The 19,850-nt window shown below is 66.0% G+C and carries 17 protein-coding genes; 9 read left to right on the top strand and 8 right to left on the bottom strand.

The features are described from left to right. Positions 1-32 precede the first annotated feature (32 nt). Positions 33-833 carry an aminoglycoside phosphotransferase family protein gene (locus tag ACU0DV_RS03545; RefSeq protein ID WP_446241061.1) on the top strand — a complete coding sequence of 267 codons (801 nt, stop codon included), beginning with the start codon at positions 33-35 and terminating at the stop codon, positions 831-833. Here the strand turns inward: ACU0DV_RS03545 and ACU0DV_RS03540 are convergent. Beyond that, entirely contained in the window at positions 830-2,041 is a 1,212-nt protein-coding gene (locus ACU0DV_RS03540) for a polyhydroxyalkanoate depolymerase (protein WP_100930501.1), read from the bottom strand. The genes ACU0DV_RS03545 and ACU0DV_RS03540 overlap by 4 nt on opposite strands. 103 nt (positions 2,042-2,144) lie before the next feature. Here ACU0DV_RS03540 and ACU0DV_RS03535 point away from each other — a divergent pair, with 103 nt between their 5' ends. Continuing rightward, complete coding sequence (locus tag ACU0DV_RS03535) at positions 2,145-2,801, top strand: glutathione S-transferase family protein (RefSeq protein ID WP_100930500.1); 657 nt, start codon at positions 2,145-2,147, stop codon at positions 2,799-2,801. A gap of 252 nt (positions 2,802-3,053) precedes the next feature. Here the strand turns inward: ACU0DV_RS03535 and ACU0DV_RS03530 are convergent, their stop codons facing one another. The 3 genes from ACU0DV_RS03530 to ACU0DV_RS03520 all read right to left on the bottom strand — a co-directional run bounded on the left by ACU0DV_RS03530 (position 3,054) and on the right by ACU0DV_RS03520 (position 8,180). Next, positions 3,054-5,597 (bottom strand): penicillin-binding protein 1A, encoded by a 2,544-nt coding sequence (locus ACU0DV_RS03530; RefSeq protein WP_370311763.1) that lies wholly within the window; start codon positions 5,595-5,597, stop codon positions 3,054-3,056. A gap of 121 nt (positions 5,598-5,718) precedes the next feature. Beyond that, positions 5,719-6,939, bottom strand: a complete 1,221-nt coding sequence (locus ACU0DV_RS03525) for an N-acetylmuramoyl-L-alanine amidase (protein ID WP_446241060.1) — start codon at positions 6,937-6,939, stop codon at positions 5,719-5,721. 92 nt (positions 6,940-7,031) lie between these two features. Then, entirely contained in the window at positions 7,032-8,180 is a 1,149-nt protein-coding gene (locus ACU0DV_RS03520; protein WP_446241059.1) for a pyridoxal phosphate-dependent aminotransferase, read from the bottom strand. A 61-nt stretch (positions 8,181-8,241) separates the two neighbouring features. Between ACU0DV_RS03520 and ACU0DV_RS03515 the strand changes: the two genes are divergently transcribed. The 3 genes from ACU0DV_RS03515 to ACU0DV_RS03505 are packed head-to-tail and all read left to right on the top strand — an operon-like array spanning position 8,242 to position 10,786. Continuing rightward, positions 8,242-9,561 (top strand): M48 family metalloprotease, encoded by a 1,320-nt coding sequence (locus tag ACU0DV_RS03515; RefSeq protein ID WP_254698224.1) that lies wholly within the window; start codon positions 8,242-8,244, stop codon positions 9,559-9,561. 38 nt (positions 9,562-9,599) lie between these two features. Next, the gene (locus tag ACU0DV_RS03510) at positions 9,600-10,361 is read left to right on the top strand and encodes a DsbA family protein (RefSeq protein ID WP_446241058.1); all 762 of its coding nucleotides are present in this window, start codon (positions 9,600-9,602) and stop codon (positions 10,359-10,361) included. Beyond that, complete coding sequence (locus ACU0DV_RS03505) at positions 10,358-10,786, top strand: hypothetical protein (RefSeq protein WP_446241057.1); 429 nt, start codon at positions 10,358-10,360, stop codon at positions 10,784-10,786. The genes ACU0DV_RS03510 and ACU0DV_RS03505 overlap by 4 nt, the downstream gene beginning before the upstream one ends. A 16-nt stretch (positions 10,787-10,802) precedes the next feature. Here the strand turns inward: ACU0DV_RS03505 and ispG are convergent, their stop codons facing one another. The 3 genes from ispG to hemA all read right to left on the bottom strand — a co-directional run bounded on the left by ispG (position 10,803) and on the right by hemA (position 15,140). Further along, complete coding sequence (gene ispG / locus ACU0DV_RS03500; protein ID WP_100930494.1) at positions 10,803-11,933, bottom strand: flavodoxin-dependent (E)-4-hydroxy-3-methylbut-2-enyl-diphosphate synthase; 1,131 nt, start codon at positions 11,931-11,933, stop codon at positions 10,803-10,805. Between the two features lie 96 nt (positions 11,934-12,029). Then, positions 12,030-13,796: a helix-turn-helix domain-containing protein gene (locus ACU0DV_RS03495; protein ID WP_446241056.1), complete on the bottom strand. Its 1,767-nt coding sequence runs from the start codon at positions 13,794-13,796 to the stop codon at positions 12,030-12,032. 120 nt (positions 13,797-13,916) lie between these two features. Continuing rightward, a complete protein-coding gene (gene hemA, locus ACU0DV_RS03490) occupies positions 13,917-15,140 on the bottom strand; it encodes a 5-aminolevulinate synthase (RefSeq protein ID WP_446241055.1) in 1,224 nt (407 codons plus the stop codon). A gap of 354 nt (positions 15,141-15,494) precedes the next feature. Between hemA and ACU0DV_RS03485 the strand changes: the two genes are divergently transcribed. From ACU0DV_RS03485 to ACU0DV_RS03475, 3 genes are all read left to right on the top strand, one after another. Continuing rightward, the gene (locus ACU0DV_RS03485) at positions 15,495-15,827 is read left to right on the top strand and encodes a 5-aminolevulinate synthase (RefSeq protein ID WP_446241054.1); all 333 of its coding nucleotides are present in this window, start codon (positions 15,495-15,497) and stop codon (positions 15,825-15,827) included. 75 nt (positions 15,828-15,902) lie between these two features. Further along, on the top strand, positions 15,903-17,273 hold the full coding sequence (locus ACU0DV_RS03480; protein ID WP_446241053.1) for a M20/M25/M40 family metallo-hydrolase: 1,371 nt from the start codon (positions 15,903-15,905) through the stop codon (positions 17,271-17,273). Between the two features lie 258 nt (positions 17,274-17,531). Then, positions 17,532-18,068, top strand: a complete 537-nt coding sequence (locus tag ACU0DV_RS03475; RefSeq protein ID WP_446241052.1) for a hypothetical protein — start codon at positions 17,532-17,534, stop codon at positions 18,066-18,068. Positions 18,069-18,083: 15 nt separating this feature from the next. On the opposite strand, the gene ACU0DV_RS03470 is transcribed toward ACU0DV_RS03475, so the two are convergent. Further along, positions 18,084-18,959: a glycosyltransferase family 2 protein gene (locus tag ACU0DV_RS03470; protein WP_446241051.1), complete on the bottom strand. Its 876-nt coding sequence runs from the start codon at positions 18,957-18,959 to the stop codon at positions 18,084-18,086. A 133-nt stretch (positions 18,960-19,092) separates the two neighbouring features. Between ACU0DV_RS03470 and ACU0DV_RS03465 the strand changes: the two genes are divergently transcribed. Further along, a complete protein-coding gene (locus ACU0DV_RS03465) occupies positions 19,093-19,839 on the top strand; it encodes a hypothetical protein (RefSeq protein WP_446241050.1) in 747 nt (248 codons plus the stop codon). The last annotated feature ends 11 nt before the right edge of the window (positions 19,840-19,850 follow it).

Here is a 19,850-nt window from a genome sequence, read left to right as displayed (position 1 = left end):
CGGGCAAGGTGGGGAATGTGGTGGAGCGTCGCTTGGAAAAAGCCCTTGCGCGGCACGCGGTGCAGATCGTCCGCCCCCTCGCCACCACCGCCGCCGCCGAATTCCACGAGGTGCGCAGGGATGACAGCCGCGCCGTCCTGAAACTCTGGCCGCAGGGCCACGCCGGGAACGAGGCCGCGGGCATCCGGCTGATGCAGGCCTGGGCCGGGCCGCACATGGTCGCCATCCTGGGCGCAGGGCCCGACAGCGTCCTGATGGAGGCGCTCGACGGCCCCTCGCTTGGCGACCTCTCCCGTCAGGGCCGCGACGCGGAAGCCTGCCGCCTGCTCGCCGACACCGCCCGGGCGCTGCACGCCAGCCGCCCGCAGCTTGCCGACCTGCCGACCGTTGGCGTCTGGTTCGAACGGCTCTTCGCCCTGCCCCTTGGCACCTGCCCGGCCAGCGTCCGCCGCGACATAACACGCGCGCAGGCCCTCGCCCGCGACCTCATCGCCACGACAGCCCAACCCGTGCCGCTGCACGGCGACCTGCACCACGATAACGTCATCCTGACCGCCACCGGGCCAAAGGCCTTCGACGCCAAGGGCCTCACCGGCGACCCGGCGTTCGAGCTCGCCAACGCGATCCGCAATCCGAAGGGCATCCCAGCCACCGTCCGGGACCCCGGGCGCATCGCCGCCTGCCTCGACACCTACGCCGAAGCCCTGGACGTTAGCCGCCACAGGCTCGCCGGGTGGGCGGCGGCGAAATGTGCCCATTCCATCGCCATGCGCGGCAAACCGGACACCGACCCGGAGGCCGACCTGCTCTCCGCCCTTCTGGCGGAAACCTAAAGCATTGCGAGGATCATGTTGCGCACCACCGGGTAGATCTCCTTCTCCCAGCGGCGGCCGTTGAACACGCCGTAATGCCCGACGTTGGCCTGCAAATGATGGCGCTTCAGGTGCGGCCGCAGGGACGAACACAGGTCATGCGCGGCGCTCGTCTGGCCCAGCCCGCAGATGTCGTCGCGCCCGCCCTCGACCGTCAGAAGCGCGGTGTGCCGGATCGCCGCCGGGTTCACCTTGCGGCCCTTGTAGGTCATCTCGCCCCGGGCCAGCTCCGCCTTCTGGAACACCCGGTCGATGGTCTCGATGTAGAACTCCTCCGTCAGGTCGAGCACGGCGAAATACTCGTCGTAGAACGCCTTGATCTTCTCCGCCTCCTCCACCTCGCCATCTGCCAGCAACTGGTACATGCGCTTGTGCTGCGCCATGTGCCTGTCCATGTTCATCGTCATGAAGGCGGTCAGCTGCACGAACCCCGGATAGACCCGCCGCCCGGCGCCCGGATAGCGGAACGGGACAGAGGCGATCACGTTGTTCCTGAACCACGACAGCGGCTTCTCGAAGGCCAGGTCGTTCACCGCCGTGGGGCTTTCCCGCACGTCCACCGGCCCCGCCATCAGCGTCATCGACAGGGGCGTCGCCGGGTTGCGGTCCTCCGACATGACCGCCACCGCGGCCAGCGCCTGCACGCAGGGCTGGCACACCGCCAGGATATGGCCGCCCGGGCCGATCTCTTCCATGAAGCGGATCACGTATTCCACGTAATCCTCTACCCCGAAGGACCCTGCGCTGCGCGGCACGTCGCGGGCGTTCTTCCAGTCGGTGATATAGACCTCGTGATCCTGCAGCAGCACCTTCACCGTGCCCGCCAGCAGCGTCGCGAAATGCCCCGACAGGGGCGCCACCACCAGCACCTTGGGTTGCGGCGTGTCGATCTCGCGCTTGAAGTGCAGAAGCTGGCCGTACGGCAGATCGCAGACCACCTCCTCCGTCACCGGCACGGTCCGCCCGTCGATGGAGACCGAACGGATGCCATAGGGCGGCCGCGTGTGGCTCAGCCTGAACCGGGACAGCATCTCAAGCCCGGCCATGTGGCGGCGCAGCATCGGCGCGAAGGCCCCGGACTTTTCACCGCCCAGCGACAGCCCCATCAGGGCAGACGTTCGAAAAGGGGCGAAAAAATCATCGAAACCCTGGTAGATGGCGTACTGCATGGCGGTTCCTGCCTGTGTCTTCCCACAAAACGCTAGTCAGGCCCCCGGTGCGGTGCGACAAAAAAATGCAATTTCGCTGCACCGCCGCGACACGGGGAAGACCATGACGGACGCCACGCTCACGATTTCATCAAAAAACTATTCGTCCTGGTCCCTGCGCGGATGGCTGTTGTGCAAGATGTCGGGAATCGCGTTCGCCGAGGCGCCGGTGGACCCCGACAGCGCCGACAACCGTCAGGAACTGCTGCTGCTTTCGCCGTCCGTCCGCGTGCCCCGGCTGGAGCATGGCAAGATCGCGGTCTGGGACACGCTCGCCATCGCCGAATACCTGAACGAGACCTTCCCCAAGGCCGGTCTCTACCCGAAGGACCCGGTGATGCGCGCCCGGTGCCGGGCGATCTCGGGCGAGATGCACTCCGGCTTCTACAACCTGCGCTCCGCCCTGCCGATGAACCTCAAGTCGCATCATGCGGCCTTCAAGATCTTCTCCGGCGCCCGGCCCGACATCGAACGGGTCAAGACCATCTGGCACGAATGCCTCGACGCCTGTGGCGGGCCGTTCCTCTTCGGGGCAAAGCCCACGGTGGCCGATGCGATGTATGCGCCGGTCTGCACCCGGTTCCGCACCTATTCCGTGGCCCTCGACCCGACGCTGCAAAGCTACGCCGACCACATCCTCGGCTGGGACCTGATGCGCGAATGGACCGAGGGCGCGCTGGCCGAGCCCGAAGAGATCGTCGAGCTCGAAGTCGAATTCTGACGGATTAACCCTTTCCGACGCAACGTCACGCGCGGCCCGTCCGGAAAGGTTAACAACCGGCCGGTTCAGGGGGTCGAAACGGCCGGTTCGCCGGTAACGCGGCGGTCATTCTGGTGAAGATCGGGTAAATGCCCCTGAACCCGGGGTTTGACACCCCCCAGATGTGCGAAGCGCGCGCCGGGTTAACCCCAACGCGCGCTCCGTTTACCCCATTGCCCAACCCGAAGGGTTAAGCCGGTTGCCGGCGATCCCTCAGTACAGGCCACCGGAGGACAGCGTGCCGAACCCGGCCTTCGGACCCACCACGGCCTTGCGGCCGGTGGAGGTCGTGACCTCCCGCGCGACCGAACCGCCTTCGGGACGGATCAGGTCGAAACTGCCCGAGATGGCAAAGCCGCCGTCCAGCTGGATGCCCCACACACCGTCAAGCAGATCGTCCTCGCGGAAACACTCCGCCACGACATTCGCACCCGATGCGCCCGCGCCAAGGCGCGCGCCCGAAAACCGGTCGATGTTCACGAAGTTGCATGTTTCCGGGACCTTGAAGGGGCCGCCGCCGTATTTCTTCACCGCCTTCTGCATGAACTGGGTGAACACCGGGCCACAGAACCCGCCGCCCGACGCACCGCTGCCAAGGCTGCGCGGCTGGTCGTAACCGATGTAGCAGCCCGCCACGATGTTGGAGGTGAAGCCGATGAACCACACGTCCTTCGCGTCGTTGGTGGTGCCGGTCTTGCCCGCCGTTGGAACCGGCAGCTTCACCGTGCCCGACGCCGTCCCGCGCTGCACCACACCCTCCATCATCGATGTAAGCTGGTACGCGGTGATCGCATCCATGATCCGCTCGCGGTCGTTGACGATCCGCGGGCTCCGCCCCGGCGGAATGTTCGGATCCGCACAGTCCACGCAGACCCGCCGGTTCCCCTGCGCCGCATCGTGGCTGTAGACCGTGTTGCCGTAGCGGTCCTGCACCCGGTCGACCAGCGTCGGCTCCACCCGCTCACCGCCGTTGGCGAACATGGCATAGGCCGAGATCATCCGCATAAGCGTCGTTTCGTCGGCCCCCAGCGCGTTGGCCAGAACCCGGCCCATGTTGTCGTAAACCCCGAACTTTTCGGCATAATTCGCGACCACGTCCATGCCGACCTCCTGCGCGAGACGGATGGTCATCAGGTTCCGAGACCGTTCGATCCCGGTGCGCAGGGGGGTCGGTCCGTAGAACTGGTTCGACGCGTTCTTCGGACGCCAGACACCCTGCGGCGTGTCGATCTCGATGGGCGCATCGACCACGATTGTGGCCGGTGTATAGCCGCTGTCGAGTGCCGCAGCGTAGACGAACGGCTTGAACGAGGAACCCGGCTGCCGCTTCGCCTGCGTCGCGCGGTTGAAGACCGAGTGCTGGTAGCTGAACCCGCCCTGCATGGCGATCACGCGGCCGGTGTTCACGTCCATGGCCATGAACCCGCCCTGCACCTGCGGCACCTGCCGCAGCGTCCAGCGGATGAAGTTGCCGGAGTCGTCCTCGGTCATCTCGCGGACGTGGATCACATCGCCCGGCTCGAAGTTCTCGAACAGGTTGCCCTTGAACCAGTCGGTGTCCGCACGCGGAACTTCCATGCCCCGCGGATCGTCCAGCGGCACATCCTCGATCCCGATCAGAAGGGAGTTCTCGCGCACCTCGCGCACCACGGCCACGTGCCACTTGCTGACCAGCGTCACGTCGCGCGTCACGCGCACGCCTGCGAGGGCCTCGCGCCATGCGGCTTCGTCGCCGAGCAGCCCGGCGTCGATGGTCTTGCCCGTGCCGCGCCAGCGGCCAAGCCCGCGGTCGTACTGCTCCAGCGCACGCTGCAGAGCATGGGCCGCCTCGGTCTGCATCTCCGGGTCAAGCGTCGCGCGCACCGAATAACCGCCGGAAAAGAACTGGTCCTCCCCGAAGTCGCGGCTGAGCTGGCGGCGGATCTCGTCGGTGAAATAGTCGCGCGGCGGCAGCGCCTGGTTGTAGGGTTCGAAGTCGCCGTTCTGAACCGAGCGCAGCGGCTGCTGGACCTCGCTCTCGTAGGTCGCCTTGTCGATGTAGCCGTTCTCGTACATCTCCTTCAGCACGAAGTCGCGGCGCTGCGTCAGACGCTCCTTCCGGCGCACCGGGTGGTAGTCCGACGGCGCCTTCGGCATGGAGGCGAGCATCGCCGCCTCGTGCGGTTCGAGCTCCGACAGGGTCTTGTTGAAGTAGGTCTGCGCCGCCGCGGTCACGCCAAAGGAGTTCTGCCCGAGGAAGATCTCGTTCAGGTACAGCTCAAGGATCTTGTCCTTGTCCAGTGCCTCTTCGACGCGCGAGGCGAGAATGATTTCCTTGATCTTCCGCTCTGCCCGGCGGTCGCCGGACAGCAGGAAGTTCTTCATCACCTGCTGGGTGATCGTCGAGGCGCCGCGCACGTCGCGCCCGCCGGACTGCACCGCCTGCACGCCCGCCGCGACGATGCCGCGCACGTCATAGCCCTGGTGGGTGTAGAAGTTCTTGTCCTCGGCCGAGATGAAGGCGTTCTTCACTAGGTCGGGGATCTCGTTCGCAGGCGTGAACAGGCGGCGTTCCTGCGCGAATTCGTCGATCACCCGCCCTTCCTGCGAATAGATGCGGCTGATCGTCGGCGGGGTGTATTGCGCCAGGTGTTCGTGGCTGGGCAGGTCGCGCCCGTACATCCAGAAGATCGCGCCGATGGTGAGCGCGATCATCATGGTGCCCATGGTCACCACCGCGAAGATACCGCCGAAGAATGAGAAGATGAACCGCGTCACGCGTGGACCCTTGTGGCAAGTGCTCGATTTCAAACCGTCGCATATACTGTAACGCGGCGTCGGTCAAAACACATCCCTGTTGCCGTCAGCGCCGGACCGCCCAAGCATTTGAATGCGCGCGTTATTGCCGGCGCAGACGCGACAGGGCCTTGTCCTCGATCAGCCATTGCGCCAGCCCGTCCCGGATGCCCGCCGCCATGCCCGCGCGCCACGCCGGATCCTGCAGGTTCATCAGGTCCTGCTGCGAGGACAGGAACCCCAGTTCCACGAGAACGGAGGGGATGTCCGCCGACTTCAGCACGGAAAAAGCCGCCTGCCGCAGCGGGTCCTTGTGGACCTTGCCGTCGTTGTTGCGGATGCCCGCGACGATGCTTTTGGCCAGCGCCTGGCTGCGCGGGGTGTTGTCCTGCCGGGCCAGGTCCAAGAGCACCTGCGCCACCCGGTCGTCCGACCCGGAAAGGTCGATCCCCGACAGCAGGTCATCGCGGTCGTGCCGCTCTGCCAGCGCGGCAGAAGCCGCGTCGGAGGCGTCTTCGGCCAGCGTATAAACCGCCGCCCCCTTTGCGCCGCCGCCGTCCAGCGCGTCGGCATGGAGCGAGATGAACACGTCCGCGCCCGCGTCATGCGCCGCCGCAACGCGGCCTTCGAGCGACACGAAGACGTCGGAGTTCCGTGTCATCCTCACGTCGTAGTTCCCGGATCGGAGCAACACGTCCCTAAGTTCGCGCCCGAATTGCAGGACGAGGTCGGCCTCCTTCACCCCTGCCCGTTCCGCGCCCGGGTCGATGCCGCCGTGGCCCGGGTCGATGACGATCACCAGCGGCGCACCGGCCGCGCGCGGGGCGGGCCGCCGTGCCTTGGGCCGCAGGTGATCCCAGCCCGGATCGCGCGGCACGCCTGCCTTCGCTGCGAAGCTGGCCGCGTCCGTCGGCGACAACACGACCTTCAACTGCGCGCTGCCGCCGTCCTTTGGCACTGTCAGGCTGGCCGAATCCACCGACAGCGGCTCTGTCAGGTCGGCCACCATGCGCGACCAGCCGGGCCGGAAGCCGCCGACCCGCACCGCACCGATCCGCGCCGAGGCATCGAGTTCGCCGGGGGTTGCGCCCTCCCAGTCGACCTCGCGGAAATCGACCACCAGCCGCAGCGGGTTGTCGACGGTGAAGAGCCGCCACGGCACCCCCTGGCTGAGGTTCAGCGACAGCTCCGTCGCGCCACCGAACCGCCGGTCGGTGAACCCGCCCCCCTCATAGCGCGCAAGGCCGGAGCTTTCTTCCTGCTGCTGCGCCACTACTGGCGACGCGCAAAGCATGGCGATGAGTAACGCGAAGATCCTGTGCATGGCTGCTCTTTCCCGGTTGGCGGGCCCGCTTTGCGGGTTCTCGTTGCGGCCAAATCTAGCAGGTGCGCGTCCCTTCGCCCAGCCCTGCCCGTTCACGAACGGCGTTTGGCCATGAAGTCCCTGAGCCGCGCCAGCCCTTCCTCGATATCGGCTGTGCTGCGCGCGTAGGAGAACCTGAGCGTGCCGCCGCCGCGCAGCGGATCGAAATCCAGCCCCGGCGTCACCGCGACCCCGGCCCCTTCAAGGATCTCCTGCGCGAAGGCGCGGCTGTCGTCGGTCAGGTGGCTCACATCGGCATAGACGTAAAAGGCGCCGTCCGGCGGTGCGATGCGGTCGAATCCCGCCTCCGGCAGACCGGCCATCGTCAGCGCGCGGTTCTTCGCGTAGACGGCAAGGTTGGCCTCTGTCTCCTCCTTCGCGTCCATGGCGGCCAGCGCGGCGATCTGCGCCGCATGGGGCGCGCAGATGAAAAGGTTCTGGGCCAACCGTTCCACCTGCCGCACCAGCCCCTCCGGCACCACCAGCCAGCCGACCCGCCAGCCCGTCATCGAGAAGAACTTCGAGAAGGAATTGATGACCACCACGTCGTCGCTGATCTCCAGCGCGCTGACGGCTTTGCGGTCGTACTCGATACCGTGGTAGATCTCGTCAGACAGGAAGGCCGCGCCCTTTTCCGCCGTCACGTCGATCAGATCCGACAGCGCCTGCCGGTCCAGCATCGTGCCCGTGGGATTGGCCGGAGAGGCCACCATCAGACCCTCGAAATCGAGCCCGCGCAGATCGGACGGCACGGGCTGGTAGCGGTTGGCAGGTGCGGTCTGCACCTCCACCGGCACGAGGTCCAGCGATCTAAGGATCTGGCGGTAGGACGGATAGCCCGGAGCCCCCAGCGCCACACGCTCGCCCGCATCGAACAGCGCGGTAAAGGCCAGGATGAAGCCGCCGGAGGACCCGGAGGTCACCACCACGCGCCCCGGATCGAGGTCCAGCCCGTACCATTCGCCGTAAAGCCGAGCGATGCGGGCGCGCAATTCCGGAAGGCCGAGCGCCACGGTATATCCCAGCGCGTCGCTTTCCAGCGCATGGCCCAGGGCCTCGCGCGCCAGACGCGGCGCCGGTGTGCCCGGCTGGCCGACTTCCATGTGAATCACCCGATGACCCGCCGCTTCGCGGGCGCGCGCCGCCTCCATGACGTCCATCACGATAAAGGGATCGACGTCACCGCGTCTTGAACTCCGCATGCCTGCCTCTCTAGTCTGCCGCTTGAACCCGAGGCTTACGGCTGCGACCTGCGAGACGTCAATGATCCTAACCCGAGCGATGGCCGTGCTTCTGGCGGCGACCCTGATGCTGGCCCAGCCCGTCCGCGCGGCGACCTTCCTGCGCGACGCCGACATGGAATACGCGCTGGGGCAACTGGCGGCACCGATCCTCAGCGCCGCCGGCCTCTCCCCCAGCCAGGTTCAGATCGTCGTGCTGGACGACAATTCGCTCAACGCCTTCGTTGCGGACGCGCGCCACATCTTCCTGCATTCGGGCCTCATCATGAAGGTCGAGAGCGCCGCCGCCCTGCAGGCGGTGATCGCCCACGAGGCCGCGCATATCGCCAACGGCCACATCACGCGCCGCCTGGGCAACATGCGCAGCGCGCGCAGCGCCGCCGGTATGGGCATGCTGCTGGCTCTGGCCACGGGGCTTGCGGGCGCCGATCCGAGTGTCGCCGCGGGCATCGCCTTCGGATCGCAAAGCTCCGCACAGCGGCGCCTGTTCAGCCACACCCGGGCCGAGGAAAGCTCGGCCGACATCGCTTCTGTCCGGTACCTGAAGCGCGCCGGCCTCGATCCCCAGGGCGCGGTCGAGGTCATCAAGATCTTCGCCGGGCAGGTGTCGCTCTCCGAATCCCGGCTCGACCCCTACGCCGTCACCCATCCGCTGTCCCGCGACCGCCTCCGCGCGCTGGAGGCGCTGGCCGTTTCCGCCGGTCCCGGCAAGCGTTCGCCCGAAGGCGAATACTGGTTCGCCCGCGCCAGGGGCAAGCTGAGTGCCTTCAAGCGCGCGCCGTCCTGGACACTGCGGCGCAGCGGATCGGTGCCCTACAAGGACGTGCGCCTGATGCAGGAGGCCGTCGCCTGGCACCGCCAGTCGAACCTCAAGAAGGCGCTCGCCGCCATCGACGGCGCCATCGCGACCCGGCCCGGCGACCCCTTCCTGCTGGACCTCAAAGGCCAGATCTTGCTTGAATCCCGCCAGTTCGGCCCGGCCGTCCAGGTCTACGAGGCCGCCGCCAGCCGTGCCCCGCGCGAACCGCTGATCCTTGGCGGACTGGGCCGCGCCCGGCTGGCCGCAGGCGATCCGCGCGGCGCGCTCCAGGCGCTGGAGGCCGCCCGCGGGCGCGACTTCTCGGACCCGGGTGTGCTGCGGGACCTCGGCGTGACCTACGCCAAGCTCGGCAACAACGCGATGGCCTCACTCGCCACGGCGGAACGTTACGCGCTCCTGGGACGGCTGGAGGATGCAGAGCTTCACGCCCGCCGCGCCTCCGATCAACTGCCGCGCGGTTCCGCCCCGTGGCAGCGCGCACAGGATGTGCTAAGTGCCGCACAGCAGGCAAAGCGCCGGTAAGCGAACCCCCACGGGACAACGATATAACGGAGACCCCCATGACACGAACCCTTTTCAAAGCCGGCGCCGCCATGATGTGCCTGGCCGCGGCCCCCGCCTCGGCACAGGACACCTTCGACTTCGGCGCCATGAACGACGACCAGAAGGCCGCCTTCGGTCAGGCGGTGCGTGACTACCTGATGGACAACCCGCAGGTCATCATGGATGCAGTCGCCGTTCTGGAACAGCAGGAAGCCGCAGCCCAGGAACAGAACGACAAGCAGCTTGTCGAAACCCACCGCGATGCGCTGCTGAACGACGGCTATTCCTGGGTCGGCGGCAACCCGGACGGCGACTTCACCATCGTCGAGTTCATGGACTACCGCTGCGGGTATTGCCGCAAGGCGCAGCCGGAGGTCACCGAGCTTCTGGAAAACGACGGCAACATCCGCCTGATCGTCAAGGAATTCCCGATCCTCGGCGATGCGTCCACGATTTCGTCGCGCTTTGCCATCGCCACCAAGATCGTCGCCGGTGACGAGGCCTACGGCCAGGTGCACGACGCGCTGATCGCCCTCGAAGGTAACCCGACCGAAGCCTCCCTGAAGCGCATCGCCGACACGCTTGGCCTCGACGCCGATGCGATCATGGCCGAGATGGGCAGCGAGGAGATCACCCGCCGCATCAACGAGACCCGCGCGCTGGCGCAGGCCATGCAGATCAACGGCACGCCCTCCTTCGTCTTCGGGGACGAGATGGTGCGCGGCTACGCCCCGCTGGCCGCGATGGAACAGATCGTCGCCATGGGCCGCGCCGAGTGAAACACCTGCTGATCCCGGCGCTGCTTGTGGCGGCGCCGGTCCACGCCCAGTTCGCCCCCACCGCAGAGGAACGTCTACGCGCTCTGGTGGCGCCTCCGCCCGTCGACATCTACCGTGAGGAAAAGAACGCCGACCTTCTGGTGATCGAGGAGCACGCCGATACCCTGTTCGGCACGGACGGGGACGTGGCCATCGCCCTGTTCACCGGCCCGGACTGCGAGGCCTGCGCAACTGCCGAGACCGAGCTGCGCGCCGTCACGGAGCGCCTCGGCCTGCGGATGCAGGTCTTCGACACGTCCACACCCGACGCGCAGACGCTGTTCAGCGACCTGGGTTTCGACACCCTGCCCGCCTACGTCATGCCCGACAGACTGATCCGCGGGCACATGCCGGACTTCGTCTTGCAGGATTACCTGACGCAGTGACGCCGAATGGCGGCGATCACTCCGCCGCCTTCGCCTCTGCCGCGCCGCTCTCGATGGCTTCGGCGCGCTTCTCGACCTCTTCGACGATGTGGTCGATCATCTGGGCATTGGACATCTTGTGGCTGGCCTTGCCCGCCAGGTAGACCATGCCCGACCCGGCGCCGCCGCCGGTGAAGCCCACGTCGGTCATCAGCGCTTCGCCCGGTCCGTTCACCACGCAGCCGATGATCGACAGCGACATCGGCGTCTTGATGTGCTCCAGCCGTTTTTCCAGCGTTTCCACCGTCTTGATGACGTCGAACCCCTGCCGCGCACAGGACGGGCAGGAAATGATGTTCACCCCGCGATGGCGCAGGCCCAGCGACTTGAGGATCTCGTACCCGATCTTCACCTCTTCGACCGGGTCGGCGGACAGGGACACGCGGATCGTGTCGCCGATGCCCATCCACAGCAGGTTGCCAAGGCCGATGGCGCTTTTCACCGTGCCGGAAACCAGCCCGCCCGCCTCGGTGATGCCGAGGTGGATCGGCGCGTCGGTCTGTTCTGCCAGTTGCTGGTAGGCCGCCGCCGCCATGAAGACGTCGGACGCCTTGACGCTGATCTTGAACTCGTGGAAGTCGTTGTCCTGCAGGATGCGGATGTGATCCAGCCCGCTTTCGACCATGGCGTCGGGGCACGGCTCGCCGTATTTCTCCAGCAGGTGTTTTTCCAGCGACCCGGCGTTCACGCCGATGCGGATCGAACAGTTGTGGTCGCGCGCCGCCTTGATGACCTCACGGACCCGCTCGGGGCTGCCGATGTTGCCGGGGTTGATGCGCAGGCAGGCCGCGCCCGCCTCAGCCGCCTCGATACCCCGGCGGTAATGGAAATGGATGTCCGCCACGATCGGCACCGGGCTTTCGCGCACGATCTCCTTCAAGGCCTTCGCCGACGCCTCGTCGGGGACAGAGACGCGCACGATGTCTGCCCCGGCCTCGGCCGCCTGCTGAATCTGCGCGATGGTTCCCGGAATGTCTGTCGTGACCGTGTTGGTCATCGTCTGCACGCTGATCGGCGCGCCGCCACCCACCGGCACGGATCCGACCATGATCTGACGCGAGGCGCGGCGGTAGATGTTCCGCCAGGGGCGGACGTGGTTGATGCTCATGACAGCTATCCCGTTACGATGACACGCGGTCGAGCGACCTGCTTGCTGAGTGTGACCTGTGATCGTGACAGGCAGATTGCAACCCGCAACCTGCCGTCAGCGCCCGGGTCCGTCCGTGGACTGGAGGTTCAGCTCGGCGACGACCCGCGCGAGGGTCTGGTTGGCGCTCAGGTCCGCCACCTGCAATTGCTGCTGGATGGCGGCCGGCGACAGGGCGAGGTTGCGTCCGAACTGGCCGGTGGAGCCGTAGGGCCCGAAGGTCTGTCCGTTGACGGCAAAGAACACGCCGCCTGCATTGCCCGAGAAGATGGTCGGTGGCTGATCGGTCTGCGGCACCTGGTAGGTCTGCCCCGCCTGCAGGGTCTGGGCGAACAGCTTCTTGCCGGAGGGCGACGTGACCTCCACCCATGTTTCCTGCGTGGCGACGACGGTGATGCCCGGGGGCGTCTCGGCCAGCACGCGCGGCGAATTCGGCACGGCATCCTGCTGTGCCGCCGGCGCCTCGGCCACCTGTGCCGGTGCCTGCTGCTGCGCCGGTTCGGGGGAAGACGGCGCATCGTAGAGACGCGGCGCGGCAAAAGCCTGGGGTGCGGCGGGTGCTGCGGGGGCCTGGGCGGCCGCCACGTTGACCGGCTCGGCGGCGCGCTTCATGTCGAGTTCGACGAGAACGGCCAAAAGATCGTCGTCGGCACCCGGCTGCGCGGGCTCGAAACGGTCGACGAGGTCCGCCGCCGCCAGCGAGACGTCCTCGCTCACGGCGCCGCGGCTGCCTGCGGGACCGTAGGTCTCGCCCTCGATGTTGAAGTAGATCGCGCCGGATTCGCCGATCTGGATCTTCGGCGTGCCCGCGTTGCGCGGCACCGGGTAGGCGTCGCCCGCGTTCATGACGCGCGAATAAAGCACCGTGCCCGCCTCGTCCTTGACCTGCACCCAGGCCGGACGCACCGCCACGACCGTCACGCCGGACCCTGCCGTTACGGGCACCGCGCCGGTCGACGCTTGGTCGATCAGGCCCTGGGCCAGCGCCGCCGCGGCAAGCGAACTGTCGTCCACACGCGGGAGCGACGGACCGCGACCGGAATAAAGCCCGCCGCTGTCCGGATCGAGGGTCGAGATCGGCTCGTCCCGCGCCACCAGCACCGGCACATCGAGCGCCTGAGGCCGGTAAAGCCGGTCGAAGGCCTCGGTGGACGGCGGGGTGAAGACACCTGCCATCTGCTCCGTCTCGGCCCCTTCCGGCTGACCTTTTCCGGCCTTGGCGGCGTCGAGCGGATCCAGTTCGCTGAGAACGACCGGGGTCTGGTCGACCGGCGTCACCTGAACGCGCTGGATTTCCTGAAGAACGGTCCACCCGCCGTAGCCGATGCCGCCGATCAGGGCGATCAGAACCAGCGACGACCCGATGGCGCGCGGTTCAATCTGGCTGAAAAAGCTGTCGGAGGCCGGTGCGAAGGGCATCTTCGGTTCGGCCAGCGGATTGCGCGCCCGCGGCTTCGGCGCCTCGTCGTCATGCGCCTTGCGGATGACGGAGGCCTCCTGCGACATGCCGTGCGCGACGGAGAACCCGCTTTCCTTGCAGAACCCGGCGAAGGCCTCGTCGGGATCCATACCAAGGTATCGAGCGTAGGAACGGACGTAACCGGCTATAAACCCGGGTGTGTCAAAAGCAGAGGGGTCGCAGTTCTCGATGGCAGAGATGTAGCTCGCCTTGATCCGCAGTTCCCGTTGCACATCCAGCAGCGATTTGCCCAGCGTCGCGCGCTCACCGCGCATCACGTCGCCCAATCGCAGGGCGTAGTCGTCGAACCCCTGCACCGAGGGGTCCGTCACGCCGTTATTGCTATGGGTTTTGCGCCCGATCATACGAGACTGCCCCACTTCACTGTCTGTCCGTCCTGCCCATCCGGGCAATCACGATTCGTGCAGCCCGGTTATTGCGATAACGTTACCACATCGCAAGACAATTGACAGAAGTACCGTAGGTTACCCCGCCAATTCAGCACGATTCAGCGCACAGTGGCTCCACAGTTCGTCCATCGCGTGGACGAGATGATCCATCTCGCCGGGCCCGTGAACCGGCGACGGAGTGAAGCGCAGACGCTCCGTTCCGCGCGGCACGGTGGGGAAGTTGATCGGCTGGACATAGATGCCGTAACCCTCGAGCAGCATGTCCGACAGCATCTTCGTATGCACCGGATCGCCGACGATCACCGGTACGATGTGCGACCCGTGATCGACGATCGGCAGCCCCATGCCCTTCAGACGGGTCTTGAGGATCCTCGCCTGGGTCTGGTGCTTGTCGCGCAGCCCCTGATCGCGCTTCAGATGCGCGACGGAGGCGGCGGCACCCGCGGCCACGGCCGGCGGCAGCGAGGTGGTGAAGATGAAGCCCGGCGCATAAGAGCGCACCGCATCACACATTTTAGCGCTCGCCGCGATGTAGCCGCCCATTACGCCGAACGCCTTGGCCAGCGTGCCGTTGATGATGTCGATGCGGTGCATCAGGCGGTCACGCTCTGCCACACCGGCACCGCGGGGGCCGTACATGCCGACCGCGTGCACCTCGTCGATGTAGGTCAGCGCGCCGAATTCGTCGGCCAGATCGCAGATCGCCTCGATCGGGCCGAAGTCGCCGTCCATCGAGTAGATCGATTCGAAGGCGATCAGCTTGGGCGCGGCGGGATCGTCCGCCTCCAGCTTGGCGCGCAGATCGTCGAGGTCGTTGTGCTTGAAGATCCGCTTTGCCCCGCCGTTGCGGCGCACGCCCTCGATCATGGATGCGTGGTTCAGCTCGTCGGAATAGATGATCAGGCCCGGGAAGAGCTTCGGCAGCGTCGACAGGGTCGCGTCGTTCGCGATGTAGGCAGAGGTGAACAGCAGCGCCGCTTCCTTGCCGTGCAGGTCGGCGAGTTCCGCCTCCAGCCGCTTGTGGTAGACCGTGGTCCCGGAGATGTTCCGCGTGCCACCCGAACCGGCGCCGGTGGCGTCGATGGCCTCGTGCATAGCCTGCAGGACGACAGGGTGCTGGCCCATGCCAAGGTAGTCGTTGCCGCACCAGACCGTGATCGGCTTCTCGGTCCCGTCCGGCATGCGCCAGGTGGCGTGCGGGAACTGGCCCTTCTTGCGCTCGATGTCGATGAAGGTCCGGTAACGGCCTTCTTCATGCAGACGGTTCAGTGCGTCGTCGAGTTTCGCGGTGTAGTCCACCGGGCTCCTCCTTGGTCATTGTGGGGACGCTGTGGTTCGCGTCCCTTGTGCGGCCCCGGGCTGCATTCAAGTTCGTGAATAACTAATGCGCGCGGCGTCATGTGTCTACCGTTTAGGCTCGGACGTTCCGTCGCATCTTTGACAAAGATCAAAGGCTTCAAAGAAAGATCTCCATTCCACCTTTCCGCTCGGAACCTTTTTAGTGGATCGGAAACCTCCTTGACCACCCTGCCACTTACCGACCTTAGGCTGAGGTCCGGTTTTCCCTACTTCGCGTGAAATGGTTAACAGCCTACCCTCCAAGGCATTCGTTTTCATGACATTTTCAGTACGTTTCAACTTAAAGGTTTGCCAGTGCTCACCATTCACAACACGGTCAACTCCACCCTGCCCCTCATCCTTGTCACCGCTTTCGGCTACGTTCTGGCGACCGTCGGAATGAAGGGCGCGGCCAGCGGGCTGCTCCTGCCGGGAATCGCCCTTGCCGTCCTGGGTTTCCTCCTCGCCTTCGCGGCGGAGGTCGCGCTGATGCGCCAGACTCACCTTTCGATCATCTACATTCTCGTGCTGGGCGTCGAGACGGTGATCGTCCTGGGATTCGCCTTCGGTATCGGCGAGGGCTTCACGCTCAGGCAGGCATTGGGCGCGATGATCGTGCTTGGCGGTTTGGCCATAGTCGCGGTCTGAGCCGTCTGGACACCGACCGCTTTGCCGCTAGGCTCCGCCAAAAGGCCAATGCCGGCCCATGGCAAAGGAGCACACATGTCCCTCGACCCCGTACTCGACCGTATCGATTCCGATCTCGACGCCGCGATGGAGCGGCTCTTCGACCTGCTCCGAATCCCGTCGATCTCCACCGACCCGGCGTTCAAGGCGGACGTCGACCGCGCCGCCGACTGGCTTGTGAGCGACCTCGAGGGCATCGGGATCGCGGCGACCAAGCGCCCGACCACCGGCCACCCGATGGTCGTCGGCCATGTCGAAGGCACCGGACCGCATGTCCTTTTCTATGGACACTACGACGTACAGCCGGTCGATCCGCTGGAACTGTGGGACCGCGACCCCTTCGACCCCGCCATCGAGGAGACGCCGAAAGGACGCGTGATCCGGGCGCGGGGAGCATCGGATGACAAGGGTCAGCTCATGACCTTCGTCGAGGCCTGCCGCGCGTGGAAAGCCGTGCACGGAGAGATGCCCTGCCGCATCACCTTCTTCTTCGAGGGCGAGGAGGAAAGCGGCTCTCCCTCGCTCATTCCGTTCCTGAAAGAGAACGCGGACGAACTGAAGGCGGACATCGCACTGATCTGCGACACCGGACTGTTCGAAAGCCGTGCGCCCGCCATCATGACGCAGCTGCGCGGCCTGCTGGGCGAAGAGATCGTCCTGACCGGCCCGTCGAAGGACCTGCACTCCGGCATGTACGGCGGCGCCGCGATGAACCCGATCCGCGTGATGTCGCGGATCCTCGCCAACCTGCATGACGACACCGGCCGCATCCAGGTGCCGCACTTCTACGACGACGTTCCCGACCTGCCGGCGGACATCAAGGCGCAGTGGGACGGCCTGAACTTCGACCACGCCACCTTCCTTGGCGACGTCGGCCTGTCGAAGCCCGCGGGCGAACAGGATCATACCGCGCTCGAGATGATCTGGTCCCGCCCCACGGCAGAGATCAACGGCATCAAGGGCGGCTATACCGGCGACGGTTTCAAGACCGTTCTGCCCTCGAAGGTCTCCGCCAAGGTCAGTTTCCGCCTTGTCGGCCAGCAGGACCCGCACGCCCTGCGCGAACACTTCCGGGCATGGGTCAAGGCGCAGCTGCCCGAGGATGTCACCGCCGAGTTCCACGCGCATGGCGCCTCTCCGGCCAGCCAGATGTCCATCGATCACCCGGCGTTCGAGCAGACCCGCGCGGTGCTGGGCGAGGAATGGGGCGAAGAGGCCGCCTTCACCGGATGCGGCGGATCCATTCCCGTCGCGGGCTACTTCAAGACGTACCTCGGCCTCGACACGATGCTGGTGGGATGGGGCAAGGACGACGACCAGATCCACTCCCCGAACGAGAAGTACGACGTCGAGAGCTTCCACAAAGGCATCCGGAGCTGGGCCCGGATTCTCGACGCCATCCGCTGAGGCAAGCGAACGGCCGGGCCGGTCTGTCGGGGACCGGCCCGCACACGCAGGGGTTTAGCTGTTGGGTATGTCAAGTTTACCCTTGGTCAAGCCGTGCAACCCGAATGCGGCGGCCTTGGCGTTCCGCCCCATCAAACTGCGCCGCTTCGGCCAAATCTCTCCCAAAAGGTTAAAATACAACCCATGGTAAGGTCAGATTGTGGCCATTTCGCCTCAATTGACCCTGATTTGGCCCGAATCCGCTTTTAGACATGAGGCATGAGCACAGCGATCCGAAAACAGACCCACGCGGATTTTTGTCAACGCCTCTCTCGCGTGGAGAGCCGCTTTTGTCGCCCCGGTGCATCGGCTACGACCCGGGACACGACGGTCGCCCGCCCGTTCGCCGCAACTCTGACGGGTTTCGGCTGGATCTATCTCGTGGTTGCGGTTTCGACCAACCGTGAATTGATCGCTTCCTCGCTGAAGCAGGGCTCGCTTCCCGTTGAATACCACGACTGGATCTTCAACGGCCTCGCCGCGATGATCGTGGCATCCTTTATAGTGTTGGCCCTGCACGTCTTCCGCTACTTCATGAAGACCGGCGGCAAGCGGACGAACTCCGGCGGTGTTCTTGTCGGCGCAATCGCGGCATTGGTGCTGTTCTACACCCCATCCGGCGTGTGGAGCACGGGCTTCGGAATGCTGGACGGGCACAGCCGGAATGCCCTGGCAACAGCGGGCGCCGCGATCGAGGGCACCTTCCCCGGGCTTGGTGTTCACAATCTGGCTTTCGTCTCGTCCGGCGGCAACTGACGCCCCGCGCGCCCCTCAGAACGCACCCACGAACCTGTCCGGCACCACGTATTGTTGTTCGAACTCGGGGCGTGCAAAGTGCCAGAACCCGGTTTCGCCGCGCGGTCCCCAGCTTCGGTGCATGCGTTTCCGCACCCACCCGAAGTCGAAGCCGTCCATCATCTCCAGATCCGCGAACGCTTCGAACACCGCGCGATCCTCTCCCCGCGCCTCCGCGAACCAGTGCCGCCCGATGGAGGCCGTCTGAACATCCGCGCCCACACTCTCCGTCACGGCGTTGCGGGCGTTCATCACCTCCGTGTAGTTGCGGAAATCGCAGAACTTCAGGTGGAACAGGTACAGCTCGTCAGGCGCGTGCAGCTTGTCGTACTGCGTGAAATGGCCACCCCGGGCGATCTTGGCGCCGTGGCTGACGATGCAGGGTTTCGAATAATGCGGCGCAAGGCGCACATGCCGGCGGGGCCCGAGGATATGGTCGGAGATCTCCTCTTCCTCGACATCGATGCGATGGATGACCTCCAGCCCCAGCGGCGTCAGGAACCGGCGCGGCTTCGTCTCGGTCAGGTATTGCAGCAGGTCGCGTCCGTCCTCCGGGTCCACCACCACCAGCTCGTCCACGTCGCCCACCACCACATGCGTGTAGTAGCAGCGCAGCCCCTGCACGAGGTTGTTCAGCAACCGCCAGCGCTTCATGTCGAAGTTGGGATGCGGATCGCCGGGGATGCCGATGACGTTGCAGCCCTCGGCCAGCGCGGCGACCTCATCCCCCCGGCCATGGTTGACGATATAGCAGTTCTCGCGCCCGAAGACCTCGCCGTAGTGGCGCAACCAGGCCTTCAGGAAGAAGGCATCGTCCCGCACCATGGTGAGTGCCGCCGCAACCGATTGCATCCGCTCGTATCCCTCGTATCGCCCGCTTCCGTGGCCTTTGCGCCGCAGGATACCGCAGGACCCCGAACATGAGAATCGCATTCTGTCACGCGCCTCACTAAGGTTGCGAAAAAGAGACCCGCGAGGCGCGAGCATGATCTCAGACGAGTTTTCCCGGACAGGCTGGCAGATTGTCCCCGGCCCGGCCCCCGTGCGCCGCTTCCAGGTCTTCGGAGAGCGGTCGTCCGGCACCAACTTCGTCAAGCGGCTGATCGGGCGGAACTCTGCCCTGCGACCGACCGAGGCGCTCGGCTGGAAACATGGTTTCCCGCACATGACCGCGATTCCGGCGGATACGGTGGTGATCTGCTGCGTCCGGGATGCCCGCGCTTGGAGCCTCTCGATGCACGCCAAGCCCTGGCACACGCCGCCCGCGATGCAGGCCATGGGATATTCCGATTTCATCCGCGCCGAATGGGCCACCATCGCCGACCGCAAACGCTACTTCCCGCAGGTCCAGGAGATCGGCGGCGAAGGTCTGCCGTTGCAGCACGACCGCCACCCGGTGACCGGGGCGACCTTTGCCAACCTCTTCGCGCTGCGCCGGACCAAGCTGGAAGGGCTCTTGTCTTTCCTGATGCGCGGGTCGGCCGTGGTGCTCTGCCGCATGGAAGCCGTGCAGGCGGACCCACAGGCATTTCTGCGCGGCGTTCACGAGGGTCTTGGTCTGCCGATGCCGGAAGGCGATTATCGCCCCGTCATGAAGCGCCTCGGGTCGAAGTTCTCGCCCGCCGTCGCGGAACGCCCCGACACGCCCCGCGACGTGCCGGAGGCCGACCTCGACTTCCTGCGCGACGCCCTCGACCTGACGACCGAGGCGCGCCTGGGTTACGTCTACTGACCGCGCTTCGC

The organism is Sagittula sp., from assembly GCF_052825245.1.
This window is presented reverse-complemented; position numbering and strand designations above follow the sequence as displayed.